Source organism: Klebsiella sp. HMSC09D12 (genome assembly GCF_001808475.1).
GTDB lineage: Bacteria > Pseudomonadota > Gammaproteobacteria > Enterobacterales > Enterobacteriaceae > Klebsiella > Klebsiella oxytoca.
Genome location: NZ_KV793508.1, coordinates 1 through 17151 on the forward strand (window position 1 = coordinate 1; position 17151 = coordinate 17151).

18 protein-coding genes and 2 tRNA genes are annotated in these 17151 nt (G+C 57.4%); 8 read left to right on the top strand and 12 right to left on the bottom strand.

The annotated features are described in order from the left end of the window. Window positions 1–216: 216 nt before the first annotated feature. The 7 genes from HMPREF3178_RS26390 to pncC all read right to left on the bottom strand — a co-directional run bounded on the left by HMPREF3178_RS26390 (window position 217) and on the right by pncC (window position 6103). Window positions 217–293: transfer RNA gene (locus tag HMPREF3178_RS26390), tRNA-Arg, on the bottom strand. A 4-nt stretch (window positions 294–297) separates the two neighbouring features. Continuing rightward, window positions 298–390: transfer RNA gene (locus tag HMPREF3178_RS26395), tRNA-Ser, on the bottom strand. A 323-nt stretch (window positions 391–713) separates the two neighbouring features. Continuing rightward, a complete protein-coding gene (gene csrA / locus HMPREF3178_RS26400) occupies window positions 714–899 on the bottom strand; it encodes a carbon storage regulator CsrA (protein ID WP_000906486.1) in 186 nt (61 codons plus the stop codon). A 238-nt stretch (window positions 900–1137) separates the two neighbouring features. Beyond that, window positions 1138–3765: an alanine--tRNA ligase gene (gene alaS, locus HMPREF3178_RS26405; protein WP_004114720.1), complete on the bottom strand. Its 2628-nt coding sequence runs from the start codon at window positions 3763–3765 to the stop codon at window positions 1138–1140. Between the two features lie 130 nt (window positions 3766–3895). Further along, on the bottom strand, window positions 3896–4396 hold the full coding sequence (gene recX, locus HMPREF3178_RS26410) for a recombination regulator RecX (RefSeq protein ID WP_004114721.1): 501 nt from the start codon (window positions 4394–4396) through the stop codon (window positions 3896–3898). A 70-nt stretch (window positions 4397–4466) separates the two neighbouring features. Next, the gene (gene recA / locus HMPREF3178_RS26415; RefSeq protein WP_004104808.1) at window positions 4467–5525 is read right to left on the bottom strand and encodes a recombinase RecA; all 1059 of its coding nucleotides are present in this window, start codon (window positions 5523–5525) and stop codon (window positions 4467–4469) included. Between the two features lie 80 nt (window positions 5526–5605). After that, entirely contained in the window at window positions 5606–6103 is a 498-nt protein-coding gene (gene pncC / locus HMPREF3178_RS26420) for a nicotinamide-nucleotide amidase (protein WP_016809455.1), read from the bottom strand. A gap of 203 nt (window positions 6104–6306) precedes the next feature. Here pncC and HMPREF3178_RS26425 point away from each other — a divergent pair, with 203 nt between their 5' ends. Beyond that, window positions 6307–6540 (top strand): hypothetical protein, encoded by a 234-nt coding sequence (locus HMPREF3178_RS26425; protein WP_004104812.1) that lies wholly within the window; start codon window positions 6307–6309, stop codon window positions 6538–6540. 28 nt (window positions 6541–6568) lie between these two features. Here the strand turns inward: HMPREF3178_RS26425 and HMPREF3178_RS26430 are convergent, their stop codons facing one another. The 4 genes from HMPREF3178_RS26430 to mltB form a co-directional block, all read right to left on the bottom strand. Beyond that, window positions 6569–7450 (bottom strand): metal ABC transporter substrate-binding protein, encoded by an 882-nt coding sequence (locus HMPREF3178_RS26430; protein WP_017145510.1) that lies wholly within the window; start codon window positions 7448–7450, stop codon window positions 6569–6571. A 5-nt stretch (window positions 7451–7455) separates the two neighbouring features. Continuing rightward, a complete protein-coding gene (locus tag HMPREF3178_RS26435; protein ID WP_004104814.1) occupies window positions 7456–8319 on the bottom strand; it encodes a metal ABC transporter permease in 864 nt (287 codons plus the stop codon). Next, on the bottom strand, window positions 8316–9026 hold the full coding sequence (locus tag HMPREF3178_RS26440) for a metal ABC transporter ATP-binding protein (RefSeq protein WP_017145509.1): 711 nt from the start codon (window positions 9024–9026) through the stop codon (window positions 8316–8318). Before HMPREF3178_RS26440 ends, HMPREF3178_RS26435 begins: the two co-directional genes overlap by 4 nt. Window positions 9027–9229: 203 nt before the next feature. Continuing rightward, window positions 9230–10306, bottom strand: a complete 1077-nt coding sequence (gene mltB, locus HMPREF3178_RS26445; protein WP_004104816.1) for a lytic murein transglycosylase B — start codon at window positions 10304–10306, stop codon at window positions 9230–9232. A 262-nt stretch (window positions 10307–10568) separates the two neighbouring features. Between mltB and srlA the strand changes: the two genes are divergently transcribed. The 7 genes from srlA to gutQ all read left to right on the top strand — a co-directional run bounded on the left by srlA (window position 10569) and on the right by gutQ (window position 15572). After that, the gene (srlA, locus tag HMPREF3178_RS26450) at window positions 10569–11132 is read left to right on the top strand and encodes a PTS glucitol/sorbitol transporter subunit IIC (protein WP_004104818.1); all 564 of its coding nucleotides are present in this window, start codon (window positions 10569–10571) and stop codon (window positions 11130–11132) included. Further along, on the top strand, window positions 11129–12106 hold the full coding sequence (locus HMPREF3178_RS26455) for a PTS glucitol/sorbitol transporter subunit IIB (RefSeq protein WP_004104819.1): 978 nt from the start codon (window positions 11129–11131) through the stop codon (window positions 12104–12106). The genes srlA and HMPREF3178_RS26455 overlap by 4 nt, the downstream gene beginning before the upstream one ends. 13 nt (window positions 12107–12119) lie before the next feature. Then, window positions 12120–12482: a PTS glucitol/sorbitol transporter subunit IIA gene (gene srlB / locus HMPREF3178_RS26460; RefSeq protein WP_004104820.1), complete on the top strand. Its 363-nt coding sequence runs from the start codon at window positions 12120–12122 to the stop codon at window positions 12480–12482. Window positions 12483–12499: 17 nt separating this feature from the next. Next, window positions 12500–13279 carry a sorbitol-6-phosphate dehydrogenase gene (gene srlD / locus HMPREF3178_RS26465; RefSeq protein WP_004104822.1) on the top strand — a complete coding sequence of 260 codons (780 nt, stop codon included), beginning with the start codon at window positions 12500–12502 and terminating at the stop codon, window positions 13277–13279. 133 nt (window positions 13280–13412) lie between these two features. Then, on the top strand, window positions 13413–13772 hold the full coding sequence (gene gutM, locus HMPREF3178_RS26470; protein ID WP_004114726.1) for a transcriptional regulator GutM: 360 nt from the start codon (window positions 13413–13415) through the stop codon (window positions 13770–13772). A gap of 68 nt (window positions 13773–13840) precedes the next feature. After that, on the top strand, window positions 13841–14614 hold the full coding sequence (gene srlR / locus HMPREF3178_RS26475) for a glucitol operon DNA-binding transcriptional repressor SrlR (protein ID WP_004104826.1): 774 nt from the start codon (window positions 13841–13843) through the stop codon (window positions 14612–14614). Beyond that, the gene (gene gutQ / locus HMPREF3178_RS26480; protein ID WP_004104827.1) at window positions 14607–15572 is read left to right on the top strand and encodes an arabinose-5-phosphate isomerase GutQ; all 966 of its coding nucleotides are present in this window, start codon (window positions 14607–14609) and stop codon (window positions 15570–15572) included. The genes srlR and gutQ overlap by 8 nt, the downstream gene beginning before the upstream one ends. On the opposite strand, the gene norR is transcribed toward gutQ, so the two are convergent. Further along, complete coding sequence (gene norR / locus HMPREF3178_RS26485; RefSeq protein WP_004104828.1) at window positions 15535–17079, bottom strand: nitric oxide reductase transcriptional regulator NorR; 1545 nt, start codon at window positions 17077–17079, stop codon at window positions 15535–15537. The genes gutQ and norR overlap by 38 nt on opposite strands. Window positions 17080–17151: the final 72 nt, after the last annotated feature.

Here is a 17151-nt window from a genome sequence, read left to right on the forward strand (position 1 = left end):
TATCCAGCTGAGCTACGGATGCATCGGGAAACTTACTTTACTGCAGATTTTGATACTGCTGCTAAAGCTGTATCAAGTAAGATGGTGCATCCGGGAGGATGACTTGCCTTGCGGCTCGCCCTTCGGGCCGTTGCTAAAGCAACGTTATCCCCCCTGGTGCTTGCGGCTAATACCGCCACCTCATCCACACCTTCGTTGCTGAAGATATGGAGAATATGGTGCATCCGGGAGGATTCGAACCTCCGACCGCTCGGTTCGTAGCCGAGTACTCTATCCAGCTGAGCTACGGATGCAAAATGGCGGTGAGGCGGGGATTCGAACCCCGGATGCAGCTTTTGACCGCATACTCCCTTAGCAGGGGAGCGCCTTCAGCCTCTCGGCCACCTCACCACACGCCTCTTACGAGTGCTTCGAAGAACTTGTTTCTGCTCTTCGTCGCTGCGATGGCGCACATATTACTTTCTGGTACTTATAAGTCAAACCTTTTTTCGAGACCTTTTTTTCGTTTGCACACTTCCCGCGCAATTAGCCTGTGAAAACGGCAAAAAGAGTATTTTATCAACAAGAAATTGCTGATTTTGCTGCTGCTAACGCAAAAGATAACGGGAGCGGAATCCGCGTAAACGACAAAAAAGAGAGGCTGTCGGAGAAGAAAAGTGGAAAAAACGAACCTGGGAGGGATGCGCCTCACCAAACAGCGAGGCGCGAAAACCTTAGTAACTGGACTGCTGGGATTTTTCAGCCTGGATACGCTGGTAGATCTCTTCACGATGCACAGAGACTTCTTTAGGGGCATTTACGCCAATACGAACCTGGTTACCCTTCACCCCTAAAACTGTCACAGTGACCTCATCTCCAATCATGAGGGTCTCACCAACTCGACGAGTCAGAATCAGCATTCTTTGCTCCTTGAAAGATTAAAAGAGTCGGGTCTCTCGTATCCCGGCATTATCCATCATATAACGCCAAAAAGTAAGCGATGACAAACACCCTACGGTGTAAGCAGTCACGGCATCACATTCTGTTAAACCTAAGTTTAGCCGATATACACAACTTCAACCCGACTTTATCGTTATCAGTGCTTCTCGCGCAAGATGCTGTAGTCCGAGAACCACAGCATCTATGCGATTATAGTTATTACAGTTTTGCGCTTACCCAGCCTTTCACACTGGCCAACGCAGCAGGGAGAGCAGACGCATCGGTACCGCCGGCCTGCGCCATATCCGGACGACCGCCCCCTTTACCGCCCACCTGCTGGGCGACCATACCAACCAGTTCCCCTGCTTTCACGCGGTCTGTCACATCCTTAGACACACCCGCAATCAGAGAAACCTTACCTTCTGCGACCGTAGCTAACACAACAACCGTTGAACCCAGCTGATTTTTCAGATCGTCAACCATAGTACGCAGCATTTTCGGCTCAACGCCGGCCAGCTCGCTGACCAGCAGCTTAACGCCGTTAATCTCTTCGGCTTTGCTGGAGAGGTTTGCGCTCTCCTGCGCGGCAGCCTGCTCTTTCAGCTGCTGCAGCTCTTTTTCCAGCTGACGGCTACGCTCCAGCGCGGCGCGTACCTTCTCGCCGAGGCTGTGGGTATCCCCTTTCAGCAGCTGCGCAATATCGCCCAGCAGATCGCTTTGCGCATGCAGTAGCGCCATCGCGCCTTCGCCGGTGACCGCTTCGATACGGCGCACGCCTGCGGCGGTGCCAGACTCAGAGGTGATGCGGAACAGGCCGATATCACCGGTACGCGAGGCGTGAGTTCCGCCGCACAGCTCGGTGGAAAAATCGCCCATTCGCAGCACGCGAACGCGATCGTCATACTTCTCGCCAAACAGCGCCATTGCGCCTGATTCACGAGCAGCGTCAATATCCATGATATTGGTTTCGATTGGCAGGTTGCGACGGATTTGCGCGTTCACCAGATCTTCAACCGCGCGGATCTCCTCCGGCTTCATCGCCTCAAAATGCGAGAAGTCGAAGCGCAGCGCTTTGTCGTTGACCAGGGAGCCTTTCTGCGCAACGTGCGTACCGAGAACCTGACGCAGCGCCGCGTGCATCAGGTGCGTCGCGGAGTGGTTCAGGCGGATACGCTGGCGGCGAGCCTGATCCACATCTGCCTGTACGGCGTCGCCGACCTTCAGCGAACCGCCATTCAGTTTACCAATATGACCAATTGCCTGACCGTATTTCTGTGTATCGCTGACCTGGAAGGAGAAACCGGCGCCCTTCAGCTCGCCTTTATCCCCCACCTGGCCGCCGGATTCAGCGTAGAACGGCGTCTGGTCGAGGATCACTACGGCTTCCTGACCGGCGTTCACCGCATTTACCGCTTTACCATCGATAAACAGGGCAGTCACTTTGCCGTTCAGTTCCAGGCTGTCATAGCCTTTAAACTCAGAGGCGCCGTCAACGCGGATCATCGCGTTGTAGTCCGCGCCAAAACCGCTGGATTCGCGCGCGCGACGGCGCTGCTCTTCCATTGCGGCTTCAAAGCCGGCTTCGTCAACCTTGATGTTGCGTTCGCGGCAAACGTCGGCGGTCAGGTCAACCGGGAAACCGTAGGTATCGTACAGGCGGAAAGCGGTTTCGCCGTCCAGCGTGTCGCCCTGTAGTTTAGCCAGCTCTTCATCCAGCAGCGCCAGTCCGCGCTCGAGAGTACGGGCAAACTGCTCTTCTTCAGTTTTCAGCACCTGCTCAACCTGAGCCTGCTGCTGTTTCAGCTCTTCGCCGGCGGAGCCCATCACGTCAATCAGCGGGGCGACCAGTTTCCAGAAGAAGGTCTCCTTCGCACCCAGCATGTTGCCATGACGGATTGCGCGACGAATGATGCGGCGCAGCACGTAGCCGCGGTTTTCATTCGACGGGATAACGCCATCAGCAATCAGGAAAGCGCAGGAACGAATGTGGTCAGCGATAACGCGCAGGGACTTGTTAGAGAGATCGGTCGCGCCGGTGACGTCAGCTACGCTCTTAATCAGATCGCGGAACAGATCGATATCGTAGTTGGAGTTAACGTGCTGCAGTACGGCGGCAATACGTTCGAGGCCCATACCGGTATCCACGGACGGCTTAGGCAGCGGCTCCATTGTCCCGTCAGCCTGACGGTTGAACTGCATAAAGACGATATTCCAGATCTCAATATAGCGATCGCCGTCTTCTTCCGGCGTTCCCGGGGGGCCGCCCCAGATATGGTCGCCATGGTCGAAGAAGATTTCGGTGCATGGACCGCACGGCCCGGTGTCGCCCATCTGCCAGAAGTTATCGGAAGCAAAAGGCGCGCCTTTATTGTCGCCGATGCGAATAATACGCTCGCGCGGTACGCCAACTTCATTTGCCCAGATGTCGAACGCCTCGTCATCGGTTTCGTAGACGGTCACCCACAGTTTTTCTTTCGGCAGGGCGAACCAGTTCTCACCGGTCAGCAGTTCCCATGCGTATTTGATAGCGTCCTGTTTGAAGTAGTCGCCGAAGCTGAAGTTACCCAGCATTTCAAAGAAGGTGTGGTGACGCGCGGTGTAACCGACGTTTTCCAGATCGTTGTGCTTACCACCCGCACGAACGCAACGCTGCGCGGTGGTTGCGCGCGAATAATTACGTTTGTCGAGACCAAGGAAAACATCCTTGAACTGGTTCATCCCGGCGTTGGTAAACAGCAGGGTCGGGTCGTTATGCGGCACCAGGGAGCTGCTCGCAACTACCTGATGTCCTTTACTATGGAAAAAGTCGAGAAACGCCTGACGGATCTCAGCGGTGCTCTTGCTCATAATTATCCTGAAATCAAGCTAACGAAATGTCGCTGGCAGCCACTACCCAGTATCGACCGGCAGGCTACTCACGAAAATAAAGTGGGAATAAGATAAGTTTTCTTTACGGGGAAGTAAAATCCCGGATGGGTCAATCTGCAAAATTTCGCCAGATTTCCTGGATATCTTCCATCAGATAGCCGCGGTAGAGCAAAAAGCGCTGAATTTTGACTTTTTCTGCAAATACGGTGGGCAAGGGTTCGCCATATTTTCTCTGCGCCTGCTCTTTAGCAAGCTGTGCCCAGTCGATTTCGCAGTCACGCATGGCTGACTCTATCGTCTCGCGGGAAATCCCCTTCTGCTTTAGCTCCTGGCGGACGCGCGCCGGGCCGTATCCCTTGCGGCTGCGGCTGGCAATAAACTGGGCGACAAAGCGATCGTCGTCCAGATAGCGGTTCTCAATACACCATTCGACAACGTTATCGACCTCTTCCGGCGTCACGTTTAGCGCTTCAGGGCCGTTCTTGCTCATCACTGGCGCAGCCAGTTTGCGCCTGAGCTCCTGTTCGCTATGGTCGCGCATTGCCAGAATGCGAATCGCGCGATCCAGCAGACGGGCATAGTCAGAGCGGCGGGATGAAGTTTCAGTCACGGGCAACCTCGCTAATCAAAAAAGCAAAAGGGCCGCATAAGCGGCCCCTTGTTAGTCTGTTCAGACGATATCAGAAATCTTGTTCGGTTTCTGCTTCGCTGTTGCCATCAACCGCGAAGTCCGGCGTGGAGTCCTGATTGCTCAGCAGCAGTTCACGAACTTTCTTCTCGATCTCTTTTGCTGCAGCCGGGTTCTCTTTCAGCCAGGAGATCGCGTTCGCTTTACCCTGACCAATTTTATCGCCGTTGTAGCTGTACCAGGCGCCCGCTTTCTCAATCAGCTTCTCTTTCACGCCGAGATCGACCAGCTCACCGAAGAAGTTGATACCTTCGCCGTAGAGAATCTGGAATTCGGCCTGTTTAAACGGCGCGGCAATTTTGTTTTTCACCACTTTAACGCGGGTTTCGCTGCCGACAACGTTGTCACCCTCTTTCACCGCACCGATACGGCGGATATCCAGACGCACGGAGGCGTAGAATTTCAGCGCGTTACCACCGGTAGTGGTTTCCGGGTTACCGAACATGACGCCAATTTTCATACGAATCTGGTTGATAAAGATCAGCAGCGTGTTGGACTGCTTCAGGTTACCCGCCAGTTTACGCATCGCCTGGCTCATCATACGCGCCGCGAGGCCCATGTGAGAGTCGCCGATTTCACCTTCGATTTCCGCTTTCGGCGTCAGCGCCGCAACGGAGTCGACGACGATAACGTCTACCGCACCGGAACGCGCCAGCGCGTCACAGATTTCCAGAGCCTGCTCGCCGGTGTCCGGCTGGGAGCACAGCAGGTTGTCGATATCGACGCCCAGCTTGCGAGCATAAACCGGATCCAGCGCGTGTTCCGCATCGATAAACGCACAGGTTTTACCTTCACGCTGCGCGGCGGCGATAACCTGCAGCGTCAGCGTGGTTTTACCGGAAGATTCAGGCCCGTAAATCTCGACGATACGGCCCATCGGCAGGCCGCCTGCGCCCAGGGCGATATCCAGGGAAAGCGAGCCGGTGGAGATTGTTTCCACATCCATGGAGCGGTCTTCACCCAGGCGCATGATGGAGCCTTTACCGAATTGTTTTTCGATCTGGCCCAGTGCTGCCGCCAACGCTTTCTGTTTGTTTTCGTCGATAGCCATTATTACTCCTCTCATGCCGGGTGTAACCGGGTAGTCAATTCTGTTCTGTTGAAGCAATTATACTGTATAGTCATACAGTATCAAGTATTTTGTAGAAATTGTTGCCAGAGGAGATTTAGCGCATAGGCCGTGGCCTGGCGGCGCACCGCCTCCCGGTCTCCGGCAAAGCATTCGCGCTGGGTTACGCCCTGTCCGCTGGCGCTCGCCACGCCAAACCAGACGGTGCCCACCGGCTTTTCCGCGCTGCCGCCATCCGGCCCGGCGATGCCGCTGACCGAAATCGCGTAGTCCGCGCGAGCCGCGCGCAGGGCGCCAATCGCCATCTCCACGACCACCGGTTCGCTCACCGCGCCATGGTCAAGCAGCGTCGCTTCGCTGACGCCAATCATCTGCGACTTGGCTTCATTACTGTAAGTCACAAAACCGCGCTCAAACCACGCCGAGCTGCCGGCAATATCGGTCAGGGTTTTGGCGACCCAGCCGCCGGTGCAGGACTCCGCCGTGGTCACCGTCGCGCCGCGCGCTTTCAGCGCCTGCCCCACCTGCTCGCTCAGCTGCATTAATTCCGAATCTGTCATTCGTCGCCCCACGTAAGCTCTATAAACAGGCCATCAAAGATAGCACTTCCAGCGAAGATATGGGGACGGGGTGGCGAATTTACGAGGAGGCTTGCGAAAATCATCGCCCACGCTGTCGCAGCACTTTCGGATAGCAGCCTGATGTCACCGGTGTCACAATTCACCGCACATTAAAGGAAGAGTTAAATTCGAGGTTATCTGGAATGGCCAAAGCCCCCTTTACCGCAGAGCAGAGTCTGCAAAAAATCCGTCAGGTGCGCCTTTGCCTGTTCTTATGCGGCTTATTTTCACTGTTCACCGCGCTTCTGCATATTTTCACCCGCTCCTTCAATCCCCTGTGTGAAGGCGTGCAGCTCTTATTGGGCGTCGGCTGCGTGATCTATGGATTTACTTTAAGCAAAAGAATCAAGCAGATACTCACCGGGCAGCCCGGATAAAAACCGGCCCCCTGCGGGCCGGCAGAAACTATCGCATACTGGCCGCAATCAGCTCGACGTTGTGACGCAGCATTTTCACATAACTGTCCGCCACGCCGCCGGGTTTAGAGAGCGCTTCAGGATAGAGTTCACCGCCCGGCTGCGCGCCCGTTGCGCTGGCGATCTGCTTGACCAGCCTTGGGTCGAGCTGGTTTTCCATAAACCAGGTATGCACGCCGTCGGCTTTAATTTGTTGAATTAAAGCCGCTACCTGCGCCGCGCTGGCTTCACTCTCCGACGATAATCCCTGCGGCGCGAGGAAGGTCACACCATAGGCGCGGCCAAAATAGCCGAAAGCGTCATGGCTGGTGAGCACTTTGCGTTTCTCCAGCGCAATGGCGCTGAACTGGCTTTTTGCCCAGCGATCGATATCGTTGAGCTGGCTGATATAGCGCTGACCGGAAATCTCCAGCGCAGCCTTATCATCCGGGTCCGCTTTTACCAGGCCGTTAAGGATATTCTGCGCATACAGGGCGCCGTTGGCGGCGCTGTTCCACGCATGCGGATCGGTTACCGTTGCGCCATCTTCTTCAAGCGTGTGAGTTTTGACTCCGCGGGAAGCTACCACCAGCTCACCTTTGAAACCGGATGCCTTAATTAAGCGGTCCAGCCAGCCTTCCAGCCCCAGACCGTTGACCACCACGACATCCGCTTTACTCAGCAGCGCGCTATCTTTCGGCGAAGGCTCAAAGGTATGCGGATCGCCATCCGGCCCCACCAGCGTGTTGACATGCACGTGTTCGCCGCCAATCTGCTGCACCATATCGCCTAAAACGGAAAAACTACTCACGACATTCAGCGTTTTCGCCATCACCCCGTGCGATGCGAGCCCCAGCGCCAGCGCCAGCCATATCCCGGTACGTTGCTTCATTTTCCTTACCCCATTAATTTACGCCAGCCGACAACCAGCCGGCTGCGCGTGCCAAAAAATACCGATACAAAAAAGATGCCGCTGGCGGTCAGCACGATCGCGGGTCCGGCAGGCAAATTCGCCGCCCACGACAGGCTCAGCCCCATCCACGCGCAAAAACTGCCGATCGACGCCGCCAGCAGCAGAATGCCCGGCAGCGTTCGCGCCCAGCAGCGCGCCGCGACGGCAGGCAGCATCATGACGCCTACCGCCATCAGCGTGCCGAGAACCTGAAACCCGGCCACCAGGTTGAGCACCAGCAGGGCGAGAAACAGGCCGTGGAGCAGCGCCGGCAATCTTCGCGAGTTCACCTGAAGCCAGACGCTATCGAAGGCTTCACTGACCAGGCCGCGATAAAACAACGCGATGCAAATCAGGGTCAGGCTGGCAACGGCGGAGACAAACAGCGCCGAATCGCGGTCTACCGCCAGAATCGAGCCAAACAGCAGATGCAGCAGGTCGACGTTAGAACCGCGCAGCGAGACCAGCGTAACGCCCAGCGCCAGGGAGCCGAGATAAAACCCGGCGAAGCTGGCATCCTCTTTTAAAGGCGTGCGTCGGCTGACCCATCCCGCCACCAGCGCCACCGCAATGCCGGCAATAAAACCACCGACGGTCATCGCCAGCAGCGACATCCCGTTAAGCAGGTAGCCCGCCGCCACGCCGGGCAAAATCGCATGCGAGAGCGCATCGCCCATCAGGCTCATGCGACGTAAAAGTAAGAAAACGCCGAGCATCGTAGTGCTCAGGGAGAGCGCCAGGCACACCACCAGCGCGCGGCGCATAAAGCCAAACTCGATAAAGGGTTGAATAAAGGTGTGCCAGATCATGCCAGCCTCGCGGAGTGAAAGGCGGGCAGTACATCAGGCGTACAGCCCCAGCGGGCGTGCTGCGACGTTAGCAGCAGCGTTTCCGGGAAATAGTCGGCGACCCGTTGGTTATCGTGCAGCACCGCCAGAATCGTCTGTCCCTGCTGGTGCATTTCGAGGATCAGCGCCATCAGCTCACGACAGGTCGCTTCGTCGATGCCGGTAAACGGTTCGTCAAGCATTACCAGCGGCGCGCGTTGCACCATGACCCTTGCGAAGAGCATGCGCTGAAACTGGCCGCCGGAGAGCGCCTCAATCGGCGTTTTCGCCATCGTTAACAGTCCCACCCGCTCTAAGGATGCGACGATACGCTGACGCCCCTCTCCCCTAAGCCCGCGCAACAGCGATACCCGGGGCCAGGCCCCCTGGCTGACCACATCCTGCACCGTCAACGGAAACTGCGACTCCAGGGCATGACGCTGCGCCAGCCAGCCGATAACGGGTCGTTCACCGCACCAGTTCAGACGGCCGCTAACCGGTGGAATAAAGCCGGCCAGCGTCTTGAGCAGCGTCGACTTCCCACAGCCATTAAGGCCGACAATCGCCGTCATACTCCCCGTTGCAATCGTGCCGCTAAGGGACGGTGTGATCGCCAGCCCTTCATAGCCAGCCACCAGGTGGTCGAGCTTAATCATGGCAGGGATACCGCCCACCAGGTTGCCAGCCACAGCGCGGCCAGCACTACGCAGGCCATCGTCAGCCGGGCGATGCCTGAAGTCATCAATAAGGAAGTCAATGTTTACGCCCCAATAAAACGTTATAACATAACAATATTAAAAGAAGCGTAGATTGTAAATTGGCGTCAACAAAAGGAAATGCTGCAAAATGTTACAGACTCCTCTCCAGACGGAGAGGAGCGCAGAAGGCGGGATTACTGCATCCGGGCCTGAGAAACCGCCAGGCCCAGCTGCCAGACGGCCATCGCGTAATGGGTGCTGTGGTTATAGCGGGTGATAGTGTAGAAGTTCGGCAGGCCGTACCAGTACTGATAGCCGGTACCGACATCCAGACGCAGCAGGCTCGCCTGCTGATGGTTACCCAGCGGCTGGGTCGGGGTTAATCCTGCCGCCGCCAGCTGCGAGACGCTGTATTTAGTTTTAAACCCATTGTTCAGGCCAGGCGCCTGGCCCAGCGCCTGTACCGCGACCAGATCGCCGCTCACCCAACCGTGCTGCTTGAAGTAATTCGCCACGCTGCCGATGGCATCGACCGGATCCCACAGATTGATATGCCCGTCGCCGTTAAAGTCCACGGCATACTGCTTATAAGAAGAGGGCATAAACTGACCATAGCCCATTGCCCCGGCGAAGGAGCCTTTCAGATCGAGCGGGTCATCCTGTTCGCTGCGCGCCATCAGCAGGAACGTTTCCAGCTCGCCGGAGAAGTATTCGGCGCGGCGCGGATAGTTAAACGACAGCGTCGCCAGCGCATCGAGGATACGGGTCTTACCCATCACCCTGCCCCAGCGGGTCTCAACGCCAATAATCCCGACGATAATTTCCGGCGGCACGCCGTAAACCTGGTACGCGCGGTTGAGCGCATCCTGATACTGGTTCCAGAACGCCACGCCGTTCTGCACGTTATCCGGGGTAATAAACTGTTTTTTATAGCGCAGCCAGGCGCCGTTTGGCCCTGACGGCGGCAGCCCGGTCGGCGCCTGGCGGTCCATCAGACGCAGAACATAGTCCAGACGTTTAGCCTGCGAGAGGATCTCATGCAGCTGCTGTCGGTCAAAGCCGTGCTTGCTCACCATCTTGTCGATGAACTGCTCCGCCGCCGGGTTATTCGCGAAATCACCGCTCATCTGCATCACGTTATGCTGCGGCTCAAGTAAAAAACCGCCCGTGCCGCCCGCCATTTCCTTTTCCGCGGGGGTTTGAGGTTTGCTGCTGCAGGCAGCGAGTAGAACGCAAAGAGGGAGTAAAGCCAGATAACGACGCTTCAACATGGGACATCCATTCAACAAATCGGCAAGGGATAATTATGGTAAAGCATGCGCCCGCTCACAAGGAAGCGGCGACGATGTAAATTCTTTTTTCTTGCCGTTTTTGCTTATGCCTCGCCGGATCTTTCTTTCACTTCAGCTATAAACTTTCAAAATAAAATATTTATCTTTCATTTTGCGATCAGTTTAACACTTTTAAACCTTTTAAAATGATTAAAATTAGCCGTCAGTTAGCAAGAAAAATAACACGCTGAAGGAGAGAACAATGATTGAAGTCGTTACCCACGGCGCCGAGTGGTTTATCGGCCTGTTTCAGAAGGGAGGCGAGGTATTCACCGGAATGGTCACCGGGATCCTGCCTTTGCTGATCAGCCTGCTGGTGATCATGAATGCGCTTATCAACTTTATCGGTCAGCAGCGGATCGAAAAGCTGGCGCAGCGCTGCGCCGGTAATCCGATCTCGCGCTACCTGCTGCTGCCCTGCATCGGCACCTTCGTTTTCTGTAACCCGATGACCCTGAGCCTTGGGCGCTTTATGCCCGAGAAATACAAACCGAGCTACTACGCGGCGGCCTCCTACAGCTGCCACTCAATGAACGGCCTGTTTCCGCATATCAACCCCGGCGAACTGTTCGTCTATCTGGGGATCGCCAACGGGCTGACCACCCTCGGCCTGCCGTTAGGGCCGCTGGCGGTGAGCTATTTGCTGGTGGGTCTGGTGACGAACTTCTTCCGCGGCTGGGTAACCGATCTGACCACGTCGATTTTTGAGAAAAAAATGGCCATCCAGCTTGAGCAGAAAGTCCACCTGTCAGGAGCGACATCATGACCCGTATTCGCATTGAAAAAGGCACCGGCGGCTGGGGCGGACCGCTCGAACTGGACGCCGTTGCCGGTAAAAAAATTGTCTATATCACCGCGGGCACCCGTCCGGCGATCGTCGATAAAATTGCCCGCCTCACCGGCTGGCAGGCGGTCGATGGTTTCAAAGAGGGTGAGCCGCCGGAAGCGGAAATCGGCGTGGCGATTATCGACTGCGGCGGCACCCTGCGCTGCGGTATCTACCCGAAGCGCCGCATCCCGACCATTAATATTCACGCGACCGGCAAATCGGGTCCGCTGGCGCAGTATATCGTCGAAGATATTTACGTTTCCGGCGTCAAAGAAGAGAACATTTTCGTCCTGGAAGATGGCCCCTCCCCGGCCCCGCAGGCCGCGCCAGCCCAGCCGGCGGTCCGCGACTATGACACCAGCAAGAAAATCACCGAGCAGAGCGACGGCCTGCTGGCCAAAGTCGGCATGGGGATGGGTTCCGTCGTGGCGGTGCTGTTCCAGGCCGGGCGCGACACCATCGATACGGTGTTGAAAACCATTCTGCCGTTTATGGCCTTCGTCGCGGCGCTGATCGGCATCATCATGGCCTCCGGCATCGGCGATTGGGTAGCCCATGGCCTGGCGCCGCTCGCCAGCCATCCGCTGGGCCTCGTCACCCTGGCGCTGATCTGCTCTTTCCCGCTGCTGTCGCCGTTTCTCGGCCCCGGCGCGGTCATCGCCCAGGTTATCGGCGTGCTGATTGGCGTGCAGATTGGCCTCGGCAATATTCCGCCGCATCTCGCCCTGCCCGCGCTGTTCGCCATCAACGCCCAGGCCGCCTGCGACTTTATCCCGGTTGGCCTGTCGCTGGCGGAAGCTCGCCAGGATACGGTGCGCGTTGGCGTACCGTCGGTTCTGGTGAGCCGCTTCCTGACCGGCGCGCCAACGGTGCTGATCGCCTGGTTCGTTTCCGGATTTATTTATCAATAAGAGGTGCCTAAAGATGACCGTGATTTACCAGACCACCATTACCCATATCGGCGCCAGCGCGACGATGGCGCTGGAGGAGCAGATGCTGATCACCTTCCGCGAAGGCGCCCCGGCCGATATCGAAGAGTACTGCTTTATTCACAATCACGGCGAGTTGTCCGGCAAGCTGGTGCCGGGCGCGGAGCTACAGCTTGGCGAGCTGCGCTACCCAGTCACCGCCGTCGGCGATGTCGCCGAGCAGAACCTGTGCGAGCTGGGCCATATCACGCTGCGCTTTGATGGTCACCGCGAAGCGGAATTCCCCGGGACCGTACACGTGGCGGGCCCGGTGCCGGAAGGCATCACCACCGGCTGCGTACTGAAATTTGTTGCTTAAGTTGTAAGGAGAAAATTATGAATCAGGTTGCTGTTGTCATCGGTGGGGGACAAACCTTAGGAGAGTTTTTGTGCCGCGGGCTTGCCGCAGAAGGCTATCGCGTGGCGGTAGTCGATATTCAGAGCGATAAAGCGACCCGCGTCGCCCAGGCCATCAACGCGGAGTATGGCGAAGGCACTGCGTGGGGCTTCGGCGCGGACGCCACCAGCGAAGCCAGCGTGGTTGCTCTTGCTCGCGGAGTGGATGAAATATTTTCCCGCGTCGATCTGCTGGTCTATAGCGCCGGGATCGCTAAAGCGGCCTTTATTAGCGATTTCGCGCTGGGGGATTTCGACCGTTCTCTGCAGGTGAATCTGGTGGGCTACTTCCTCTGCGCCCGCGAGTTTTCCCGCCTGATGATCCGCGACGGCATTAAAGGTCGCATCATCCAGATTAACTCTAAATCCGGCAAAGTGGGCAGCAAACATAACTCCGGCTATAGCGCGGCGAAGTTCGGCGGCGTGGGTCTGACGCAGTCGCTGGCGCTGGACCTCGCGGAGTACGGTATTACCGTGCACTCCCTGATGCTCGGCAACCTGCTGAAGTCGCCGATGTTCCAGTCGCTGCTGCCGCAGTACGCCACCAAGCTGGGGATCCCAGAGGAGCAGGTCGAGCAGTATTACATCGATAAAGTCCCGCTAAAGCGCGGCTGCGATTACCAGGACGTACTTAACGTGCTGATGTTTTACGCCAGCCCGCAGGCTTCATACTGTACCGGGCAGTCCATCAACGTCACCGGCGGGCAGGTGATGTTTTAAAACGTTGCGCACTGTTTCCCCGGAGGCGATGCTGCGCATCTGTCCGGGCTACCGGCTATGCGGCTGTCTGGTAGCCCGGACAGGCGCAACGCGCCGCCTCCGGGAAATATCGCACACGCCTTAAGGAGACTTTATGGTTACCGCACTTATCACCGTCGCCGCCATCGCCTGGATAACCCAGCTCGCCTTTGGCGGCTGGCAAATCAGGCAGTTCAATCGCGCGTTCGATCGGCTGTGCCAGCAGGGACGCGTCGGCGTCGGCCGTTCCTCGGGGCGGTTCAAGCCGCGCGCCGTCGTCGCCATCGCCGTCGACGAAAACGACCGCATTTGCGATACGCTGCTAATGAAAGGCCTCACCGTCTTCGCCAGGCCGCAAAAAATCCCCGTCCTGACCGGTAAACATCTTAAGGAATTGCAGCCTGATGTGATCTTTCCCAATGATCCGCTTTGTCAGAATGCACTATCATTAGCGCTTAATCCGAAACATGGATAATTTCGTTGTGAACGTTAATATCTTGCGAAATTATCATTTCGAAACTTTAAACGCAGGATACAACGCTTATGAAACCACGTCAGCGCCAGGCAGCCATTCTCGAGCACCTGCAATCGCAGGGCAAATGCTCGGTCGAAGAGCTGGCGCAACACTTCGACACCACCGGTACCACCATCCGTAAGGATCTGGTGATCCTTGAGAATGCCGGTACCGTTATCCGTACTTACGGCGGCGTGGTGTTAAATAAAGACGAGGCCGATCCGCCCATCGACCACAAAACGCTGATTAACACCCATAAAAAAGAGCGGATTGCCGAAGCCGCCGTCAGCTTCATTCACGATGGCGACTCGATCATTCTTGACGCCGGCAGTACGGTGCTGCAAATGGTACCGATGCTCAGCCGCTTCAATAACATTACCGTTATGACCAACAGCCTGCATATCGTCAACGCCCTCTCTGAACTGGATAACGAACAAACCATCCTGATGCCGGGCGGCACGTTTCGCAAAAAATCGGCCTCCTTTCACGGCCAGTTGGCGGAAAACGCCTTCGAACACTTCAGCTTCGATCGACTGTTTATGGGCACCGACGGCATTGATTTAATCGCCGGCGTCACCACCTTTAATGAGGTTTATACGGTCAGCAAAGCGATGTGCAATGCCGCCCGCGAAGTTATCCTGATGGCCGACTCGTCGAAGTTTGGCCGCAAAAGTCCCAATATCGTCTGCGGCCTGGAGAGCGTGGACAAACTGATTACCGATGCCGATATCAGCCCGGAATTTAAGCGGGCGCTGGAAGACAAAGGCATCGAAGTCATTATTACTGGAGAACATCATGAGTAACTTTCTGTTAGAAGCCGGACGCCAGACCCTGATGCTGGAGCTTCAGGAGGCGAGCCGCCTGCCTGAACGCCTGGGCGACGACTTCATCCGCGCGGCGGAAACCATCATCCACTGCGAGGGCAAACTGGTCGTCTCCGGTATCGGTAAATCGGGTCATATTGGTAAAAAGCTGGCCGCCACCTTCGCCAGCACCGGCACCCCGGCATTTTTTGTTCACCCGGCGGAAGCGCTGCACGGCGACCTCGGAATGCTCGACAGCCGCGACGTGATGCTGTTTATCTCTTACTCCGGCAGCGCCAAAGAGCTGGATCTTATCGTTCCGCGCCTGGAAGAAAAATCCATTCCGCTGCTGGCGATGACCGGTAAATCCACTTCACCGCTGGCGCTGGCGGCCAAAGCGGTGCTCGATATCGCCGTAGAGCGCGAAGCCTGCCCGATGCACCTCGCGCCCACCTCCAGCACCGTCAATACCCTGATGCTCGGCGACGCGCTGGCCATGGCGGTCATGCAGGCCCGCGGCTTTAACGAAGAAGATTTCGCCCGTTCGCACCCGGCGGGCGCGCTGGGCGCGCGGCTGCTGAACAAAGTCCATCATCTGATGCGCCGCGATGGCGACGTGCCGCGCGTCGCTAACGACACCAGCGTCATGGACGCGATGCTCGAACTCAGCCGCACCGGCCTGGGGCTGGTGGCGGTTTGCGATGAACGCAATCACGTGCAGGGCGTCTTTACCGATGGCGACCTGCGCCGCTGGCTGGTGGGCGGCGGCAGCTTACAGGATATCGTCAGCCAGGCAATGACCCGCAACGGCGTCACTCTGCAAGCGGAAAGCCGCGCGATAGAAGCCAAGGAGCGCCTGATGAAGCACAAAATCAGCGCCGCTCCGGTAGTGGATGAAAACGGCCAGCTGGTCGGCGCGATTAACCTGCAGAACTTTTATCAGGCCGGGATCCTTTAAGCCCCAGACGTTTCGCCAGCCGGTGCAGGTTGGCGACGTCGAGCTCCAGCGCGCGGGCGGCTGCGGCCCAGTTTCGACGGTTATCCGCCAGCGCTCTGGCGATCGCTTCGCGCTGAAACGCCTCTGTCGCCTCGCGCAGGCTTACCGCTCCCACCGACGGCTGCGGGGTAACGGTCGGCAAGGCCGGCGTTTCCTCGGCAAACTGGAAATGCTGCGGCTCCAGCACCACTTCATTACCCGCCTGCGTCGCCCGCGCCAGTACCACCGCCCGATGAATAGCGTGCTCCAGCTCGCGCACGTTGCCCGGCCATGCCCACGCAAGCAGCCTGCCGCGTGTCGCCTCGCTTAAAATCACCTGCGCCAGCCCCATGCGCACACGGCACTGTTCGCAAAAATAACCGGCCAGCAGCACCACGTCATTGTCCCGCTCGCGCAGCGCCGGAACCGACAGCGGAAACACGCTCAGCCGATGATACAAATCGGCGCGAAAACGCCCCTCCACGACCTCCTGACGCAGATCGCGGTTAGTGGCCGCCAGCACCCGCACATCGACCCGCAGGCTGCGGTCGTCGCCGACGCGCTGAATATCGCCATACTGCAGTACCCGTAGCAGCTTGGCCTGGAGCGCCAGCGAAAGCTCGCCAATTTCATCGAGAAATAGCGTTCCGTTATCTGCCATTTCAAACTTACCGCTGCGGTTGCTGATCGCCCCGGTAAATGCCCCTTTGACGTGGCCAAACAGTTCGCTCTCCGCCACGCTCTCCGGCAGGGCCGCGCAGTTGAGATAGACCAGCGGATTGGCCGCCCTCGGCGACCCCTGATGCACCGCTTTCGCCACCAGCTCTTTGCCGGTGCCGGTCTCGCCGCTAATCAGCACGTTTAAGTCAGAGGCCGCGACGATGTCGATCTCCTTCTTCAACTGCAGCATCGGCGCCGACAGGCCAATGATCTCCTGACGTTCGGATACCGGATACGCGATAGCCTGTTCCGGCAGCACGTTTTGATTCTCCAGCCTGGCGATCAGCAGCGCGTTATTGAGCGCTCCGGCGACCAGAGCGGCTATCAGGCGCAGCTCCTCGTCGCTAAAGCTGTCAAAACGGTCCGCATCCATCCCGTCGAGGGTGAGCGCGCCGATCAGGGTTTGTCCGGCAAACAGCGGCAGGCCGACGCAGGCGTGCACCTTCAGGCTCTCCTGACCGGGGATCAGCCCATCGTAAGGGTCCGGCAAATCGCTGTCCGCCGGGAACCGCACCACGTCCCCCGCCCGGGCAATCGCCTCCAGCCGCGGGTGGCCTTCAAGGGCAAAGCGTCGGCCAAGCACGTCCTGGGCCAGGCCATCAATCGCCAGCGGCACAAACTGGTGCGCCTCATAGCGCAGCAACGCCGAGGCATCGCAGCCGAGTATCTGCCGCAGGGTGGTAATCAAACGCGAGAAACGGTCGGCATGGCCGAGATCGCTTTGTAAATCAATGGCGATTTTCGCCAGGGCCTCGACGGAGAAACTCATGTTCGCCTCATAGTCATTTTGACATTTAACATAGTCATATAGACTATTTTAACCATTGTCATTTTGACATCA